The 18,152-nt window shown below is 34.0% G+C and carries 17 protein-coding genes; 4 read left to right on the forward strand and 13 right to left on the reverse strand.

The features are described from left to right. Positions 1-4 precede the first annotated feature (4 nt). Complete coding sequence (locus tag MHI13_RS21105; RefSeq protein WP_002436365.1) at positions 5-580, forward strand: TetR/AcrR family transcriptional regulator; 576 nt, start codon at positions 5-7, stop codon at positions 578-580. A gap of 73 nt (positions 581-653) precedes the next feature. Here the strand turns inward: MHI13_RS21105 and MHI13_RS21110 are convergent, their stop codons facing one another. The 4 genes from MHI13_RS21110 to MHI13_RS21125 all read right to left on the reverse strand — a co-directional run bounded on the left by MHI13_RS21110 (position 654) and on the right by MHI13_RS21125 (position 4,552). Next, complete coding sequence (locus MHI13_RS21110) at positions 654-1,340, reverse strand: type 1 glutamine amidotransferase domain-containing protein (RefSeq protein ID WP_002436378.1); 687 nt, start codon at positions 1,338-1,340, stop codon at positions 654-656. A 14-nt stretch (positions 1,341-1,354) separates the two neighbouring features. Further along, positions 1,355-2,359, reverse strand: coding sequence for an NADP-dependent oxidoreductase (locus MHI13_RS21115; RefSeq protein WP_206598537.1), 1,005 nt, complete (start codon positions 2,357-2,359; stop codon positions 1,355-1,357). Between the two features lie 168 nt (positions 2,360-2,527). Beyond that, complete coding sequence (locus MHI13_RS21120) at positions 2,528-3,214, reverse strand: flavin reductase family protein (RefSeq protein WP_064210715.1); 687 nt, start codon at positions 3,212-3,214, stop codon at positions 2,528-2,530. Between the two features lie 162 nt (positions 3,215-3,376). Beyond that, positions 3,377-4,552, reverse strand: a complete 1,176-nt coding sequence (locus tag MHI13_RS21125; RefSeq protein WP_064210714.1) for an MFS transporter — start codon at positions 4,550-4,552, stop codon at positions 3,377-3,379. A 244-nt stretch (positions 4,553-4,796) separates the two neighbouring features. On the opposite strand from MHI13_RS21125, the gene MHI13_RS21130 reads away from it, so the two are divergent. Next, a complete protein-coding gene (locus MHI13_RS21130) occupies positions 4,797-5,849 on the forward strand; it encodes an LLM class flavin-dependent oxidoreductase (protein WP_064210713.1) in 1,053 nt (350 codons plus the stop codon). Between the two features lie 13 nt (positions 5,850-5,862). Further along, complete coding sequence (locus tag MHI13_RS21135; RefSeq protein ID WP_002436380.1) at positions 5,863-6,219, forward strand: hypothetical protein; 357 nt, start codon at positions 5,863-5,865, stop codon at positions 6,217-6,219. A 112-nt stretch (positions 6,220-6,331) separates the two neighbouring features. On the opposite strand, the gene MHI13_RS21140 is transcribed toward MHI13_RS21135, so the two are convergent. Next, positions 6,332-6,811, reverse strand: a complete 480-nt coding sequence (locus tag MHI13_RS21140; RefSeq protein ID WP_002454197.1) for a peptide-methionine (S)-S-oxide reductase — start codon at positions 6,809-6,811, stop codon at positions 6,332-6,334. Between the two features lie 267 nt (positions 6,812-7,078). Between MHI13_RS21140 and MHI13_RS21145 the strand changes: the two genes are divergently transcribed. Continuing rightward, positions 7,079-7,426, forward strand: coding sequence for an LPXTG cell wall anchor domain-containing protein (locus tag MHI13_RS21145; RefSeq protein ID WP_002436399.1), 348 nt, complete (start codon positions 7,079-7,081; stop codon positions 7,424-7,426). A gap of 106 nt (positions 7,427-7,532) precedes the next feature. Here the strand turns inward: MHI13_RS21145 and MHI13_RS21150 are convergent, their stop codons facing one another. The 8 genes from MHI13_RS21150 to secY2 form a co-directional block, all read right to left on the reverse strand. Next, on the reverse strand, positions 7,533-7,892 hold the full coding sequence (locus MHI13_RS21150; RefSeq protein ID WP_002436374.1) for a hypothetical protein: 360 nt from the start codon (positions 7,890-7,892) through the stop codon (positions 7,533-7,535). A gap of 103 nt (positions 7,893-7,995) precedes the next feature. Beyond that, positions 7,996-9,333, reverse strand: coding sequence for an accessory Sec system glycosylation chaperone GtfB (gene gtfB / locus MHI13_RS21155; RefSeq protein WP_002436395.1), 1,338 nt, complete (start codon positions 9,331-9,333; stop codon positions 7,996-7,998). Continuing rightward, a complete protein-coding gene (gene gtfA / locus MHI13_RS21160) occupies positions 9,326-10,834 on the reverse strand; it encodes an accessory Sec system glycosyltransferase GtfA (RefSeq protein WP_002436371.1) in 1,509 nt (502 codons plus the stop codon). Before gtfA ends, gtfB begins: the two co-directional genes overlap by 8 nt. Before the next feature lie 18 nt (positions 10,835-10,852). Beyond that, positions 10,853-13,210: an accessory Sec system translocase SecA2 gene (gene secA2 / locus MHI13_RS21165; RefSeq protein ID WP_445684216.1), complete on the reverse strand. Its 2,358-nt coding sequence runs from the start codon at positions 13,208-13,210 to the stop codon at positions 10,853-10,855. Between the two features lie 25 nt (positions 13,211-13,235). Then, positions 13,236-13,808: an accessory Sec system protein Asp3 gene (gene asp3, locus MHI13_RS21170; RefSeq protein ID WP_002436361.1), complete on the reverse strand. Its 573-nt coding sequence runs from the start codon at positions 13,806-13,808 to the stop codon at positions 13,236-13,238. Beyond that, positions 13,795-15,354 carry an accessory Sec system protein Asp2 gene (gene asp2 / locus MHI13_RS21175; protein WP_002436362.1) on the reverse strand — a complete coding sequence of 520 codons (1,560 nt, stop codon included), beginning with the start codon at positions 15,352-15,354 and terminating at the stop codon, positions 13,795-13,797. The genes asp3 and asp2 overlap by 14 nt, the downstream gene beginning before the upstream one ends. Then, positions 15,338-16,906: an accessory Sec system protein Asp1 gene (gene asp1, locus MHI13_RS21180; protein WP_002436376.1), complete on the reverse strand. Its 1,569-nt coding sequence runs from the start codon at positions 16,904-16,906 to the stop codon at positions 15,338-15,340. The genes asp2 and asp1 overlap by 17 nt, the downstream gene beginning before the upstream one ends. A gap of 10 nt (positions 16,907-16,916) precedes the next feature. Next, complete coding sequence (secY2, locus tag MHI13_RS21185) at positions 16,917-18,116, reverse strand: accessory Sec system protein translocase subunit SecY2 (RefSeq protein ID WP_002436386.1); 1,200 nt, start codon at positions 18,114-18,116, stop codon at positions 16,917-16,919. Positions 18,117-18,152 lie beyond the last annotated feature (36 nt).

An 18,152-nucleotide genomic window follows, 5' to 3' on the forward strand; every position in this document is an offset into this window, starting at 1 on the left:
GTGTATGCCTACATCAACGCAAAAACGTATGATTCGACATATCAATAAAACTGTTTTTGAACTGTTATATGATTATCACTTTGATGAGATTACTGTACAAAAGATATGTGAAGTAGCTGAAATCAATCGCAGTACCTTTTATCGTTATTTTCAAGATAAATATGACCTACTCTATTCATTACCTCCGTATATGACAGGCGAAATCATGGGTGATCCAAATACAGAGCACTCTATTGATACCGCTGAGTCATTTAAAGCGTTTATTTATTATATAGAACAACATAAAACTGTATTCAAACACTTGCTCGTATCTTCAAGGCAAGTCGATGTATTTAGAAGTCTGACACATGCAAGTCGCGAAATGATGTTGTATGGTTCAAAGAATAATCACAATGATCCATTAGCACTTAAAATTCGAGAAAGTAAGCACCCTGAAATTTTAGCTGACTTCTATAGTAGTGGCGTCATAGAAGTTTTAAGACGCTGGGTTGAAAATGATTACAATTATTCTGTTGATGAAATCTTTGAAACATTAAATGCAACACTAGAAAGTTCTTTAAACGGTTGTAAAAATTCATAAATAAATAAATTTAAAAAAAGCATGTATCTCATACTTACTTACAAAAGTAAAAGATACGTGCTTTTGATTTAATTTAGGATAAGAGTTGTTTTTTAACTGCTTCAGCAACTTGTGATGGAGACTGAGGGTTTTGTCCTGTAATGATTCGATCGTCGACTTCAAGTGTAGATGTAAAAGGGACACGTCCGAAATGATAGCTGGCACCACGGTGTTTGATTTCATTTTGTAAATGAAATGGAATCATTGTATCTCGTTTAGCTAGTACTTCTTCAACATTTGAAAAACCAGTCACATTTTTATTTTGTATGAGAAATGTGCCTCCTGCATCTTTAACGTTTAGCAACGCAGCAACACCATGACAGACTGCTGACACAATACCACCTTGCTCATATATCGTGTTCACTGCACTTTGTATAAATTTATTTTCCGGGAAATCATACATGACACCGTGACCCCCAGTGAAATATACAGCATCATATTTATCAGGTTGAGCTTCACTGATAGGTTGAGAATATTTCAACATATCCATGAAATGCTCATTGTTATAATATGCCTTTGTAGTATTGTCTAACATAAATGGACTAAGGCTCACTGGGTCAATAGGTGTATTGCCTCCTGTAATGTTGAATAAATCAATATCTACATTCGTGTCTTTGAAAGCATCATAGAAATGAACAAGTTCACTTAGCCAAAGACCCGTGGGCGTTTCCGTATTACCGAAGTACTCTGTACTTGTATTAACAATCATTATTTTCTTCATTTGTTTCACCTCTTTTATTCATCTTCCATCTTCACAATAATTTTACCTTTAGCTCTTCCGCTCTCAGAGTATTCTAAAGCTTTTTGTGTTTCTTTAAAGTCATATACTTTATCAATAATAGGTTTAATTTTTCCAGCTTCAATGAGTTCTGTGATTTCTCTTAATTGTTGACCACTTGGATGCATAAACAGGAATTCATATTGAACATCGTATTTTTTAGCTAAACGTTGATATTTATATGAAGCTGCTTTGAGTATGCCACGTTTAAAGATACTTTTATCTAATTTTCGTGCGTTACGTTCAGTTGGCAGTCCTGAAATGGACGCGATGATACCTCGTGGCTTTAGAATTTGGAACGATTTCACTAGGTTCTCTCCTCCAAGCGTATCGAATACACCGTCGAAGTCTTTGAGTACCTCTGAGAAGTCTTGTTCTTTATAATTAATAAATTCATCTGGATTGAGTGACTCAATGAGTTCTTTACCACTATCGCTTCCCGTTGTTGCAACATAGAGTCCTTTAGCTTTCGCGTTTTGGATTGCAAAACTTCCAACACCGCCAGATCCAGCTTGAATAAGTACTTTGTCCCCTGGTTGCGCTTGAATAACCTCATTGATCGCCTGATACGCTGTTAAGCCCACTAAAGGTATACTCGCCGCTTCTTCATACGATAGGCCTTTAGGCATTGGCGCGATTTCTTCTGCATTAACTGAAATATATTCAGCAAATGTACCAATTTTAGATTTTCGTGGACGACCATAAACTTTGTCCCCTACCTTAAATTGAGTGACTTTGTCTCCTACTTCATACACTTCACCAGCAAAGTCATTGCCTAAAATGAGTGGAAATTGATATGTTAATAACATTTTAAGCTCACCATCACGAATTTTAAAATCGATGGGATTAATGCTTGCTGCTTTAATTTTTACACGAACTTCGTGAGGACTCATACTTGGTAATGGCATTCTTTCAAGTGATACAGGTCCTTTACCATAATGATGGATGACCATTGCTTGCATATCTGTTTTCATCTTTTTCGCCTCTCTTTAAATGTAAATTTCATTTAATTCCTAAAAGATTGTACGTCTGATAAATTTAAGTTTAATCAAGTGTAAAGTGCATTTGTATTCATTACAAGAAAAATGCATGCCACTCCTGAGAGCGTCATGCATCCTAATATTTTAAATTTACTCTTCCGTTTTATTATCAAAATTTCGGCCTTCTAATCCAGCTAATTCTTCTTTAGTAGCAGCTGGTGCTTTCATTTCAAAGATTTCGTCCACTACTGTATAGTCATAATATCCTAAACGTGCGATAGGTCGAATGGATTGAATATCTAATTTACCATTATCGAGAATGACTTTGTCATCGATATGGACTTGTGCCACACGTCCTATAACAATATCCACAGTTGATACAGGATCACCTGTTGGTATACGTACTGTCTGAACATATTCACATTCAAAGTGTATTGGTGATTCTTTAACTCTATATCCAGGCGCTTCAATACATTCTTCTTTTGTAACGCCGGCGAATTCAAATTCATCTTCTTCAGGTGGTAAAGCCTTAGAAGAAAGATTAACCGCTTCACGTAAGTCATATGTTTCCATATTCCATACAAACCAACCTGTTTCTTCAGCATTCTTTACTGTATCTTTTCGTTCATGATTACCTAATACAGATTGATTAGCTGCGAACATAACCATCGGTGGATCCCATGTTAAATTTTGATATTGACTATAAGGTGCTAAATTATCTTCACCATCTTTAGATACTGTCGAAATCCAACCGATAGGTCTTGGTACGGTACTACTTTTAAATGGGTCATGCGGTAACCCGTGACTTCTCGTGCCTTGCTTTGGAGAATAATTCAATTGACTCCACCCCAATTGTTTTAATGTTGTTATATTCAGGCTACATGACATTGTGGTTTAACGTCTAATATTAAAAAATGATTTATCTATAGCTTCATGCTATAAACAAATCATTTTCTTATACTCTATAACTATGAAATGTTGAGTCATTTTCCTAAAAAATTAATTCACATGGTGGTCATTCGGCATAAATATTGAAACGATAACTGCTAGAACACCTATTATTGCAATAGTTAAAAACTCTAAGAAGAAATTAGGAATTTGCTTAACATAAATCATTAAAATTGGTGCAATAGCCGTTCCTAAGAATAAAATCACTGTATTAACTGATAAAAAGAAACCTTGATTACTTTTCACCACAACACCTACTTTAGAAATCACTGTAGGTATAGCAAATGCAATACCTGCTACAAATGTCACACTAAAAATAGTGATAAGTACAATGTTCGTGAAAGTTCCCATGAGTATAAGTGATACCACGCATGTTAAGAGCGCTAAAGTTAGGACACGTTTCGTACCTAATCGACCACTCAAACGTCCTGCTAATAATGATAAAAACATTCCTATCACACCAAATAATTTTACGACTGATGCAACTGACATATCCCCACCAACTTTATTAGAGGTGATATATGAATTCAAGATACTATACATACTAATAAACATAATGAGTAGCGTAAGAGAAATAAATAAGCAATACAATACTTTAAGATTTTGACCAAAGTCTTTAAAGTTATTGAAAAATTTAAGTAGTTTTAGATCTGGCTTTTTATTAGGGCTTTCTGGCACATGTTTATAAATAATAAATGTCAGTGTTAAATATAATATCGTTAAGATAAAATAAACCCAATGCCAATTGAGATAACTGACTACTATTTCACTCATATTTTGACCGAGTACACCTGATAACATAAAACTTGTACTAATAAAGCTGATTGCTGTAATTCGTTTGACGGGAGGATATGTTTCAGTTGTGTACGTAATCGCTACTGGAGAGAATGCTGCAGCGAAGACACCTTGCAATGCGCGCATGATAAGTAAAAGCATAAATGAATGTACGAATCCTATGATTAAGCAAATGATGACTAGCGCGCTAATACCCACCAGTATCGTTTTTATTCTGCCGAACTTTTCAGAGATGGTGCCGTAGAAAAGACAACTTATTGAATAAGTGAGTGAGAAAACAACACCATTCAATGTTGCTACTGATTGAGGAACATGAAAGTCTTCTGCAAAAGCTGCGGTTAAAGGCAATGCTGTGTATAAACTACCCATCACGATAATTCCTGAAATAAACATAATTGTCGTGATGAGATTATAGTTTCTACTGTCTTCCATTCATCTTCATACTCCTTTCAAATTTTTAGTCAACGTTACTATTATGCCAGTTTGATTTTAAATTCTAAAGGGGAGATTTAATTGGCGAATATTACCTATATTAAAGATTAATAACCTGAGGTCTATAGTGATGCATATGATGCTCAATATTATTTTTTATAATAAGGGAACTTTTATATTGACATAGTAAAAGTGTAAGCTTAATATATACCTAGTATAAAAAATATACTAGGAGGTGTGAGTGATGAAAATAGAATTGGGATTAACATCTTTTGCTGAGAATAGCGACATTGTTATGCCTGATGGCAAGCATGAATCTATTAGTCATGCACAACAAATTCGAAATATTGTCGAAGAGATTGAACTCGCCGATCAACTTGGTTTAGATATCTATGGTTTAGGCGAACATCACAGAAAAGACTATGCAGTTTCTGATCCAGTAACAGTTTTAGGCGCTGCAGCTACAAGAACACAGCACATTAAGTTATCATCCGCTGTTACGGTCTTATCTTCAGATGATCCGGTCAGAGTTTATGAGAGATTTTCGACTTTAGATGCTGTATCTAATGGCCGAGCTGAAATCATGATTGGTCGAGGTTCATTTATCGAATCTTTTCCTTTATTCGGTTATAATTTAAATGACTATGAAGATCTATTTAATGAAAAACTTCAAATGTTGCTTAAAATCAACAAACATGAAATCATAAGTTGGGAAGGTAAATTAAGACCAAGTTTAGAAGACACTGGCATTTACCCACGAGTAGAAAATGGCGAATTACCTATATGGATTGCTACAGGTGGTACGCCTGAATCATCACTCAGAGCTGGTGCGTTTGGCTTACCTATTACGTATGCTATCATTGGGGGAAATCCTAGACGATTTGCACGTAATATTGAAATATACAAATCAATTGCGTTATCTTACGGACATGATCCTTCAAAATTACCTATTGGTGTACACTCATGGGGTTATGTAGCTGAAACAGATGAGCAAGCTAAACGAGAATTCTTCCCTTCACTTAAAGCACATCAAGATATTATAGGTAAAGAAAGAGGTTGGCCAGCTTTCGATGAGAATGCATTCGAAAGAGAAATAGGCAGTCATGGTGCTATCTACTTAGGTAGCCCTGAAACAGTTGCACAAAAGATTATTAATACAATTGAAACTCTAGGTATTAATCGCTTTATGATTCATACGCCTGTAGGTTCTATGCCACATGAGTATGTGATGAATTCAATTCGTCTTTTTGGGGAAAGGGTTAAACCTATAGTAGATAAATATTTTGAAGATAAATAGGAGGAAATATTTTATGATTTTACGTTATGCTACAAATTTAAAACTTGCTAAAGAATTATACAATGCAAGCAAACCAAAATTACAAGGTGACCAAGGTATGGTGGATACTTTCACTAATACATTCGGTTTACCAGCTAGTTCAGTTAAAGTAGCGGGTGGTGTTGAAGCTACTGCAGCTGCATTATTCGCTGCAAGTTTCTTAAACAAAAACATCTCACGTCTAGGTTCACTTGCTACTATTTCAGTATTAGGTGTTGCAACTTATAAACACTTTGAAGCTGGCCACGGTAAAAAAGGTGCTCAACATGCCCTTGATTTACTAGGTTTAGCTACTTTAAGCTTATTAGATACTTTCACTTCTAAAAGATAAGAGTTAAAATTAAGACTCTCCGCATCGGCGGGGAGTCTTATTTATTATTTAAATACTTCTTCATAACTCTAAATGCATTTTGCATATCTTCTTGATACTTTAGTTAATAAATTTACTTTTTATATTTATTTAAAAGTGATTCAGGAACATGACAAAGATATTGATCTTCAGGATGCTTATCAAGATGATCTTGATGTTCTTCAGCACTTTTCACATAGTTTAATAATGGTTTAACTTCCACCATAATTCGTTGTGCGTCTGATCTACTATCAATAAAATCGCGAGCTTCATTTAAGTGATTAGAATCATCACTATATATACCGGTACGATATTTTTCACCTACATCTTGTCCTTGTTTATTCAAGCTATATGGATCTATCACTTCAAAGAGATAACTCATTAACTCTTTAATGGTTACTTGATTTGAGTTAAATTCAACTTTTACACATTCTGCATACCCGTCGTACGGGCCATCTAAGTTATTTGTAGTTCCATTAACTCTTCCTGCCTCAGTATTAATCACGCCAGGTATCGTTTTAAAAAAGGCTTCTGTACCCCATAAACATCCGCCTGCAAGATATACGATGTCCAACTCTATCACCTCGTATACATTGTAGCATTTCTTATTTCTCAATTAGACAATTATTATTTATGAATGTTCTAAATATCAAAGTGACAATTTTGTCATAGATTTGATATCTCATACACAGGAGTTCATAAATAGCTTGTGATATCTTATTTATTATACATAGAGAACGTGAATGATTTGTAAATTTGTTGTACTTTAAACAATGCTTCTTGGGAGACTTTTATTGTATTTCTCTGGTGTATAGATTTAAAATTTTAAGGAGAGATTATTTTGACTCAAAAATTTGTCGCTTGCACTATTGGTAGTGTCTTAATTACTCTCGCTTTTCTTGTGGTATGCAATCAACCATTATCTGCTGCAACTCCTAATGAGAATCAAACAATGAATCAATTACAGCTACATTCATTAAAAGATGAATCGAGATATGCCAGTTCAAAGCCATATTTTTTTAAATCCAACGCAGTAGAACATAAACATCCTATTTATCAAACGACATCAAAATCCACACTTCCTGAAACAGGTAAATCTATATCTCATTCTCCTGTTATGGCAGGAATTATAGCGCTCGTTTTGGGCTTAGTTATTTTAATTCATAAAAAGATTTCTGCTAGAAAATAATAACTATTTTATTTAAAAATGAGCTTTTCGATTGATCATCGACAAGCTCTTTTAAATTACATAAAAAAAGAGTTGGAACTAAACGCTCCAACTCTTCTTAAATACATTAAATAATGAGTAATTTAATACCTCTAATTATATTTGTAAAGAATAGGACAATTGCCCATATAAAGAAAATTGCTGCAACGATAAATGCAATTGTTATTCCTATTCCAGAATGCGCGCTATCAAATAACGCTGGAATAATCATAAGGCTTAACAATCCAATAGCTACAAATACCCAAGTGAAAATATGATTAAATAAAGCATTTCTAGAATGAGTAGAACCTGGTGGTTTCGCTATAATCCATACAACGAGTGGGAATAACACAGGTGCAAAAAACACACTAAGATAACTTAAAGCGCCTAATACATTATTAGCTTTTTCATTATGTCTCTCATCATATCTTTCATCAAAATTGTTCATTTTTTTCACCTCAGTTATATCTAAACATATCATTGCACACAATTTAAGATATAATGCTTAAAATTACAACTCTGTAAGTTTAACAACGTAATTCTTAGCATTTTTAATTCAATGCTTGATTGAGTGCCGTCTTAAATGTTGAAACCGAGATTTCATTCGCGTGAGACGACTGTTGATCAAGTTTATCTTTAAATATATCTTTATTAGAACCTACCTCAGTAAGTACTCGGCTCAATTCTGCAACATTTTCAGCTGAAAATAAGTGTGATGGTGAAGTTATAGTTAAATGGTGTGCAGTCTCTTTATACCCAAGTATGAGTAAATTATAATCAAATGCTGTTCTAACAGCATTTAATATTTCCCCACCTTCGTTAATATCTAGATAAATATCGCATCGTTGATAAAGTTCCTCTACCATATCTCTTTTAATCGTCGGATAAAGTTTCGCATTCGGATAATGTTCTAGGCTTGTAAGTACAGTAGACATTTCTGTCACTGCACCAATGTGAAAGTTAAAATCATCATGACGTTGTATTAATGCCTCTAAATGCGGAATTTGATCGGAATTAGTTAGGATTAAAATATTTTTTGATAATTGATTTTCTTTCTTTTTATTATATAAGTACCCAGAAGGATATACGAATTGATTTTCAGTTGAATTCAGTTGATTAGTAATCATTTGATACTCTTCTCTTTCAGGAATAATAACTGAAAACTGACTGAAATTATTTGGCTCAAACATTAATTTCATATTTCCCGGGACATGCCCTTGAGACTGTTCTTGCCAAAATAACACGACTTGTTGTGCAATAGATTGATGATAAAGCGTAATAAACGGTGTTGAAAGGGAATTAATAACGACTTGTTTATAATCAATATTTAGTTCATTTAAATAAAATGCTATAAATTCTTTCGTCGTTTCAAAGAAATAAGACTTCCCTCTGTAATCCAAAACTATATTTTGAGTCACATAGTTTTCGTATATAACTTCTTTACCATTTCTATCCATATATTTTTTTAATATGGGTGTACCGGACAAATCATAGACCTTTTCAGCGTATTTGAATCCTTCTTTTGTGTAGTAATCGACCGAACGAAGTCGTTGGTGTTTATCTAACCATTCTACATAACTTACGACTCTCGTTTTATAATTTTCTTTATAGAATATTTTACCTCGCAACTCGCCCATGTCTATGACTTGAGCCATCGTACCGTTTCCTTTTATTTCCCAAAAGGGCGGTGTAGTTACATCATTAAAAAATGCAGGTTTGTCATCATCATAGATTTGATAATTAGCAAAGTATTGATACGGTGAAGTCACTTCATCCGGTAGGAAACCATCATCATTTAATACAATTGTAAAAGGATGATAGCCAGCTATTTTAAGTGATTCATGTAACTCACGGGTATTACTATCATAATTCTCGAATAAATTAATCATGTAGCACCTCTTTAATTAATTGTTCCCATTTTTCAACTATATGAGTTGTCTTAAACTCCTCAGCAATTTCGTATGATACATCGTGCGGGTGTGAGGGGCCATTTTCAAAATATTGGATGATCTTAGTCGCCATGTGATCTGTGACGTCGTTGATGGATTCTCTATCCAAGTTAATAGGAATAAGGTAACCATTATGAGCATCTTTAATAAATGTCGGACTACCATAATTTACATCAAATCCTATCATGCCTAGACCTGAACCTACTGCTTCCATCAGTGTCAAACCGAAGCCTTCGCTTTGAGAAGCAGCAACAAATAGTTGATAATGACGATAGACATCTTGAAGGTTCACGTGTCCTTTTAACCGAATATAGTCTTGGGCATGATGTTCTTGGATTATCTTCTTGATTCTTTCTTGTTCAGGACCATGGCCGTAAATATCAAATGTTAATTCAGGTAGCGCTTTTCTCGCTTTAATTACCGCTAGAGCTATCCAATCCACATGTTTTTCACTAGCTAAGCGCGAAGCAGTGATTATAGAGAAAGGCATTCTAGGTTCTTGCGGATAACTTATTTGATGTAGACTCCCCACTGGTATCGTTCTGATTCTAGGAGAATCATGCGTATAATTTTTAAACTGTTCGTTTAATATTTTATTTTGTAAATCTGTTGCTGTAATAAAGAAATCAATGTATTTTGCATTCTCAAATTGATATTCATAATAATTATTCCATAAAATATGTGTATCATCAGTTGAGTTCATACTATAATGCTCGGCATGGACCACTACACCCACTTTGCTGTCGCCCTTATTTTGTAAAATAGCCTGACCTACATCTGTAGCGCGATCAATAATGACAATGTCGTCACTTTCTAAGTGAAGTTTGCGAATAAAATACGCGATAAATTCTTCTTTACTATATAAACGTGCATCATCAAATACATATACATGTGCATCATCATCTATGTATTCTTTATAAACAATTGATCCGTCCTCATTATAGAATTGACGCATATATAGTTTAGCTCTCTTATCATACGGCGCATAATACTCGGAAAATGTACGCACATAACTATAAAAATCTTTACGAATTAACATGCCATTCACTACAAATTCTGCACGATCGACATAGTTTTCTTCAGGATTTTTTAAATAGCATGTAACGAAAGTCTCATTATTGTCTAAATACAGTCTCAATACTTTCCCATTTCGCTCATAACTTGAGACCTCGTTACCAAGCTCTGATATTAAATCATTAACTGTATATGTAGTGGGAGCGATATTAATGTCTGTGAAGTATTGATATAACCAGATAATTTCATCATCTTTGAACCCAATATTACTCGTTAGAGTTTGAATATTTTCAGATTGAATAAAATCTAAAAACACAAACTTGATTGGATAGTTGAGTTGACGAAGCAGTTGAGCTCGATAAGCTTGCGCATATTCAACCCCACTACTTGCCCACCCAATACCAAAATTTATATTATAAATCGTCATGCCTTTACACCTCTTTATTTATGGAAAATGGATGACCATATCATCAGATTTATCGAATGTTAGAATACTTAAGCATAAATTTCGAATGATTTTTCTTTTGATGTCCTTCGCCATTAATTCATACGTCTCTAAAGCAACTTTATGATATTCATAAATGATGTTTCGTTGACCATTTTGTCGATTATTGACACTTGCTTTAAGTTGTTGCAAGTTATCCACTTGTTCTATCCACTCACTATCAATTGCTTTTAGAAAGGACTTTTGTAAAAAACGGCGTTTTAAGTATGGGTCAGATACTTCTTTCAGATTATGATTAAGTTGTTGCTTAAACTGTTTTATTAAAAACTGTATAACCTCTTCACGATTTTTAATGTCTATATTTGAAACAGTTTCATTAAAAACAAAACTTAAATTTTTATAAATGTAATTAATCAGTGCTTCTTCGTTGATTAACTTTTTGTATTTAATATCATTCGCAAAGACGTCTCGCGCTAATTGTTCAAAGTTAAAGTCCTCAAAGTGTTCTCTCTCAAGAATTTGATCTCTTAAGTCATAAATTTTTTCTCGCTGAATACTAATACTTTTTTCAAATTCATTAGCCATTTCTCTATTAACCATGGCAGTTTCTTCAGAAACCCGTTGCGCTTTATTAACGATTGACTTCACTCGTCTTTGGAATAGTGTACTATTTTCTAATTTTGAAGATTCCAACGATAGTAGTTTTTCATTTCCCACTAAATTAGAATTACTCCAACGTTTTACCAAATAATCATCTAATGATACGAAAATTTGAGAATACCCTGGGTCTCCTTGACGTCCTGAACGCCCTCTCAATTGACGGTCTACACGGCTATTTTCCATGTGCTCATTAATTATGACTGCCAATCCGCCAATTTCGAAGACATCTTTAGCTAATTTAATATCAGTACCTCGTCCAGCCATACTTGTCGCCACTGTTACCGCTGATAATTGCCCAGCTTCTGCTATCATTTGTGCTTCTTTCGCAACATTTTGTGCGATAAGCAAGTTGTTAGGTATGTCTTTTTTGAATAATTGCTGTGAGAAATATTCTGCAGCTTCAGCTGTTCTAGTAATAAGAAGTACTGGTTGCTGTGTGCGATGAATATCAACGACACTTTTTAAAATCGCTTCATTCTTAATATTTCCATTCGCAAAGACTCTATCTGGACGATCGTCACGTTTAATTGGACTATTAGTTGGGATTTCTACCACTATTTTGGAATATAAATCGAAGAATTCTTTTTCCCCTAGTTTACCGGTCCCTGTCATTCCGGAAAATTGATTAAATTGCTTAAACAAGTTTTGGAATGTAATCGTCGCCATCACACTCATATCTCTAGAAATCTCAACATCTTCAATCGCTTCAATCGCTTGATGTAAACCTGACTGCAGTTTAGTACCCTGCAACATGCGCCCTGTTATCCTATCAATTAACACGATTTCACCATCAAAGATAAAATAATCCAAATTATACTTAAATAAATACTTTGCACGAAGCGATAAGTTGATAATTCTGACTAAATCAAAATGTTGATTCTCATACATATTATTTACTTTAAAGTAATGATTCGCCGCTTCTATCCCTTCTTCAGTTAACCAAACTTCCTTTTTATTAAATTTCACTTGAAAATGAACATCCTCTTCAAGTGTTTCTACAAATGATTTAACAATATGAAATAAATTAGACTGTACTCGTGGTGCACCTGAAATAACGAGTGGTGTTTGAGCTGCATCTAGAATAATTGAGTCGACCTCATCAATAATTGCAAAATTTAAGTCTGGTAGAAATTTAGCTTGTATATCGTCGGCCAAATTATCAATTAAATAATCGAAGCCAAGACGTCCGTTCGTCGTATAAACGATATCATGATGATATAGATGATACTTCTCATTTTCTTCATATTCATAGTTTGGTATATCGACGAAGCCAAGAGATGCACTAAGGCCAAGCCATTCATATAATGGTTTCATCTCTTGATAATCACGTTTCGCAAGATATTCATTAGTAGTAATAAGGTAGGCACCTTTTCCTGTGAGCCCGTTTAAATACAGTGGCATCGTAGCCGTTAAAGTTTTACCTTCACCCGTTTGCATCTCAGCAATATTACCTTGGTGCATGACAATTGCTCCAAGTACTTGAACATCCTTTGGGTACATTCCAAGCACACGTTTCGACGCTTCACGTACAGTGGCATACGCTTCAGGCAATAACTTGTCCAAGGTAGTTTTACTAGATTGTAACCGTTCTTTAAATTGTAGCGTTTTCGCTTTTAATTGTTCATCTGTATAGTTCGCATATTCCTTGCTTAATGCATTAATTTGCTTTAAAGACTTACTCACTCGACGCAATCTCATGTTGTTTATGATTGTGTTAATACCGCTATTCACGGTTTTCACCTCCAGCATCGGAAAGTGCATCCAAGTCATACGTTCTTGCATTTTTTATCACACGATTCATAATTTCAAACTTCTCTTTAGTGTTAATGCCCTTTGCAGTACTTGGGTTACGGTATGTCCCATCTCCTAGTTCCACAATCGTTATATTTTGAAAGTGAAGATGATCCATCCCAGCATTAACTAACTCCAGCTGATAAGAATGCGCTTCTAACGGATAAACGATTTCTTCTTCCTTATTTTTAATAATTTTGTATTCAAATTGTTCTTTGTTATTACGATAAAACTTAATTTTGAAATAGGCTGCTCCTTCAGGCTCGACTTGAAAATTAAATTTAAATAAGTAACGATGTCCTTTTTTTAATATCGGAAGTTTAGGACTCACACGATCTTCTGTAAAGTTCGTCAGCATATACCAATTGTGAATCACTGTACCTGAAGGCATGAGTGGATTTTCAAAATAAATATCATCATTATTAAAATGTAACTTAGTGCCATACATAAATGTAGTTAAATTGACTAATCGCCATTTCACTTCAAATTGTTTAGCTTCTTGCATGTGATTCTCTCCCAAATTGTTGTGCCATGATTAAATGATAAAAATTGATAAACCAGTTAGTAATTGTCGAAGAATCATCATTATGTCTCCCTGGTACACTTCTACTCATTACACGCGCATATTGTTTTGTAAGTACTGGTAATAATTCATGAAAGGCATTGATATCATAATCATCGTGCTCCATATATGCAATCGCAAATGTTGTCTGGGTAAGTTGACTGTTGTGTATTTGATTCCAAAATTTTTGATCAAGTTGGTTGATTTCATTTTCAGAAATACCGCCTTCATTAGATCTTAAAACATCTAAAGATGTACCAAAGTCGTTAGGACGGACTAGCTTCATATTATTAGCAATCGTTCCGACATTAATCAATGGTTTACCTACTATCACTGCTGCCGGCTGAAGTCGTGTCGCATAATATAAAGCACCAAAAGATCCCATTGATAATCCTGAAAGTATCAATTGGTCATGGGTAAAACCTAAATAATCTAACGCATCCTGGATGACATCTTTAATGCCATTCTCATAATCTTCAGATCCTAAATAAAAGGCCCCACCCTCAATTCGAGGATCACTAATTAAAATGAAAGGTGCATTCAAACGGTTCATCATAAAGAAACCTTCGAAGCCTTCAGCAGTTCTATAGCCACTAAAATACACATTCAATGGTGGTTTAAAATCACCTGGATTGAAGTAATGAAAGAACTCATTACGGTTTTTATCGCTAAACCGTTGTCCTCCTAGAATAAATTGACCTAATTCCAACCTAGACCAACGCTTGTGAATTGAACCTACAAACAACGTACCTTCTCCTTGCGCTTTGAGAGAAATACTCACATTAGCTTTATACGGTCTCGCAGGCAACTCTATCGGTTGGTCTAATTCATTCTGTTCAAAGATGAATGTTTCAACTGGTTGCTCAGTAGAGTAGACCGGTATCATACGTAGCGTATACTGTATCTTAACTTCACCTTCAATTTTAAATTCTGGCCATATTTGATTGACTTTATTTTCATCAGCAATAATGTTTCGACTCCATGTGACAAGAGGTGTAAGTTGGTCGCCAAAGTTTCCCGAAATCTCTAACGATTCATTACCGTTAAATTGGTATTTTCCAATAAACGCTGTATTTACACGACAATGTATAGGTGTAACTTTATCACCATATTGCCCAGGAAATGTTATCGCCTGTAATTTCTGATGCAAATCTTCCTCACTATCATACTTGAGAGGTTTGATAAAATTCTGCTGAACGATCTTTTCTTCTTGAAAATGCACATCCCAATATGCCTCGTCTATCACCGTGTTATAGGGCGTGCTAACGATTTTGAATAAATTGATAAGTGACTCAGAGTACGGCGCTTGTGTAAACACAAAATCAAATGCCCCGTTTTGTTCTATAAGAGCTTCTACTGCTTGGAGATAACCACTTTCAAAATCAAATACAGCCGTATCTATATAATCCCATTCGACTTCTCTTTTATTTTCAAAAAGGTTTTCTAAATCATTTCCTCCAATTTGGAGTACTTTAAATGTACGTGGCATACTTATCATCACCTTCAAACAATTGATTAATTTGATGAATGATATTTATAGAACTAAATTCATCTACTAATCTCATGGAATATGCATACGAATAATTCCACTTTTTTAAATGTACTAAAAAGTAATCTAAAGCTGAGACGATTTGAGAAATATCTTTTATGATTAAACCATTCTGTTCATGTTTAACATAATCAGTCCCTCTATAATTAACTTGTGGCACACCTGCGCCTATACAACAAATTTGTAGAAAGAGGTCGGGTTCATTTGATAAATCTACAACTAACCTTAAATTTGAGACAGCTCTAACAAAGTCTTCTGAAAAAGGTACATACTCCAATTCTATGACCGTCTCTTTTTTTATTTGTGATGCCAATATATCCTCTATTTCATCAGAATGTTCTTGTTTTTCTTGGTGGTACGTATCATTGAGTCGAGCAATTTCTTCCATTAACCAATCGTTTGGATCATTCTTGTATTTGGTAAGTAATTTTAACTTGAAATGATCTTTTTGTTGTATATATTGAAATAATGAAGTTAAAATCACTCGCAATTCATGTTTAGGTAATTGATCTATCCATAATCCTACATACGTATCATAGAGTTGACTACTTTTATTAGATATCGTTTGCGCATCAAAGGGCGTTACTCTTAATAAATGTAGATGTGTTTGAGACTCCTTAGCATAACGTTGAATCTCTCTCTGATTGTCTTGCGTATCGACTAGACAATAGCGTGCTTGAGAGATCGAATCAAATAGTTCGGGCGTTACTTTCTTATTTCGCTCAGTAAATACTGAAAAACATAAAGAAGACTCATCTATCGTATGAGCCATCACTGAATTGTGTCTTTCATCTGATGCAACGATGATTAAGTCATCTTTATTAATCTCTCTTTCGGCATACTCTTTGAACTTTTCTTCAATTAAATCTGCCATAGTTGCATAAGTTGTTTGTTTAAAATTTGATTGGAATTGCTCCTTAATAGTAACTGTTTTATTTCTCAAATCTTCTTTAAATATTTCTTCTCCTTTGATTGAGAAGTAATGTTTCATTTTACTTTGACCCGTCTCAGTATATGTTCTAACCGCTGAAATAAAACCTCTATCATCAATGACATAGCGTCGTTGGATTATATTGTTTTCAAAGTCTTCAATCCACATTAAATATCCTTCTTGACTAAAGTGTATCTTTGAAAAGGTATGCTCCCCTGTGACCGCCTGAATTTGATAAGGAGTAAATATAAATTCTGTATTTTCAGGCCACGCTAAATCTCGATAATCAATTGCCTGTGGCGTTTGATGACTAACACCTTGAATATCATCAAACACAGACCAATAGTTGGTTTCAAACAAATCATATCTATGGAGGAAAGTTCTGAGATAAGGACTGAAACTAAGTATCATCAACTGATAATCCACATTATTTTTACTATGCATTGTCATTAAACTGATCATATCATCAAAGTCTGTGTATTGACGCTTTTGATAGAAAGGTACTGATGTACTTTCCCACCATTTATCATGACTATACCATGCAGGAATAAAACGCTTCATAATTTCCTCCTTACCAATATTTATCTAATATTTGCTTGTAACCATCAAAATATAAATACGCACGCAGTGTTTCTGCGATATTGATACCTATATAAACAAAGACAATCAATTGAATCGAAAAGTAAATTTCCTCAAATAAATGTGGCACAAGTAATGAACAATATAATGGAATAGCTAACACAATAGCTACAATGATTGAACCAGACCAACATACACGGCGTGCTTTTTGTGATAAAAATCGTGTCGTATGCTTACCTGGATATATCCCCTCAAAATAATTTCCGTTTTTAAGAAATTCTTTCGATTTACGTCGCGTGTTAATTAAAAATCGTGATAAGACATACCCTAATACGATTTGCATCAATAGATAGATTGTAATACCTATAGGGTTTGAAAAACTGAAAATAGTCGTCTCAAAATCCTTATCTACGGCCAGTCTACCTATGAGATTAACTATATTATTCTCAAGTATGAAGATAGATAAACTCATCATTATCGTTATACTTCCTGCCGGATTTAACTTCCACGACAAATAAGTTGGTGTATCCTTTGAAGAAATATTCATAATATCATTGTATTCTAAGCGATACTCTGACCGTTCTATAAAGAGTAAGATGAAGAGTATCAAAGCCAATGAACAGATGATAATGACCAATAGTATTGGATTTAAATTTAATTTAGCAAAATGACTATTGAATATTGATTTAACAAGGCTCATTAATACAATTGGCATAGGTCCAGCAATACCGTATGTGGTATTTTGGTCAGCTAACCATACTAAAAATAACGTTCCTGTAATTAAGACAAGTAGCAATATAAAAATATTTGTATCAGTTATCGCCTTTTTATTAATAAATGAATGTATGATATAGAATCCCTGAATCGTACTTAAAAGAAGTGTTAATAATCTTTCTTTAAAATGACGTTCTACGCGCGTTTGCGTTTTCACTTTATCTTCATTTTTATAATTCATTAGGGTAATGATAATCATTGAGCTTAACCATGGTCCAAGTCCTAGTGAAAAAATATTCAATGTATTTAAGTCTCCACCGACATTGGAAATTGCTAGCTTAAAGAATGAATCCTTATGTTGTTTAATTGCTTCATTACCGACAATAGAAATATTACTGCCAAGTATGTAAATAATTAAAATGAAACATGTAAATAATATTCTTTTATATAGAATTTTATATTCAAATTCTTTCAACATATTTTCACCCTAATCAAATGGTTTATTTCATTTTCA

It is taken from the genome of Staphylococcus sp. FSL K6-0223, assembly GCF_038008285.1.

Bases quoted from the DNA above. Each gene is read 5' to 3' on its own strand.
- gtfB (WP_002436395.1), bottom strand. From the start codon at position 9,333: ATGATTAATTTATTCGAGAATTATGATAGTAATACCCGTGAGTTACAT.
- MHI13_RS21110 (WP_002436378.1), bottom strand. From the start codon at position 1,340: ATGAAGAAAATAATGATTGTTAATACAAGTACAGAGTACTTCGGTAAT.
- MHI13_RS21150 (WP_002436374.1), bottom strand. From the start codon at position 7,892: ATGAACAATTTTGATGAAAGATATGATGAGAGACATAATGAAAAAGCT.
- MHI13_RS21115 (WP_206598537.1), bottom strand. From the start codon at position 2,359: ATGCAAGCAATGGTCATCCATCATTATGGTAAAGGACCTGTATCACTT.
- secA2 (WP_445684216.1), bottom strand. From the start codon at position 13,210: ATGAGATTGCGTCGAGTGAGTAAGTCTTTAAAGCAAATTAATGCATTA.
- gtfA (WP_002436371.1), bottom strand. From the start codon at position 10,834: ATGACGATTTATAATATAAATTTTGGTATTGGGTGGGCAAGTAGTGGG.
- asp2 (WP_002436362.1), bottom strand. From the start codon at position 15,354: ATGCCACGTACATTTAAAGTACTCCAAATTGGAGGAAATGATTTAGAA.
- MHI13_RS21130 (WP_064210713.1), top strand. From the start codon at position 4,797: ATGAAAATAGAATTGGGATTAACATCTTTTGCTGAGAATAGCGACATT.
- MHI13_RS21135 (WP_002436380.1), top strand. From the start codon at position 5,863: ATGATTTTACGTTATGCTACAAATTTAAAACTTGCTAAAGAATTATAC.
- MHI13_RS21105 (WP_002436365.1), top strand. From the start codon at position 5: ATGCCTACATCAACGCAAAAACGTATGATTCGACATATCAATAAAACT.
- MHI13_RS21125 (WP_064210714.1), bottom strand. From the start codon at position 4,552: ATGGAAGACAGTAGAAACTATAATCTCATCACGACAATTATGTTTATT.
- asp3 (WP_002436361.1), bottom strand. From the start codon at position 13,808: ATGCAAGAAGCTAAACAATTTGAAGTGAAATGGCGATTAGTCAATTTA.
- asp1 (WP_002436376.1), bottom strand. From the start codon at position 16,906: ATGAAGCGTTTTATTCCTGCATGGTATAGTCATGATAAATGGTGGGAA.
- secY2 (WP_002436386.1), bottom strand. From the start codon at position 18,116: ATGTTGAAAGAATTTGAATATAAAATTCTATATAAAAGAATATTATTT.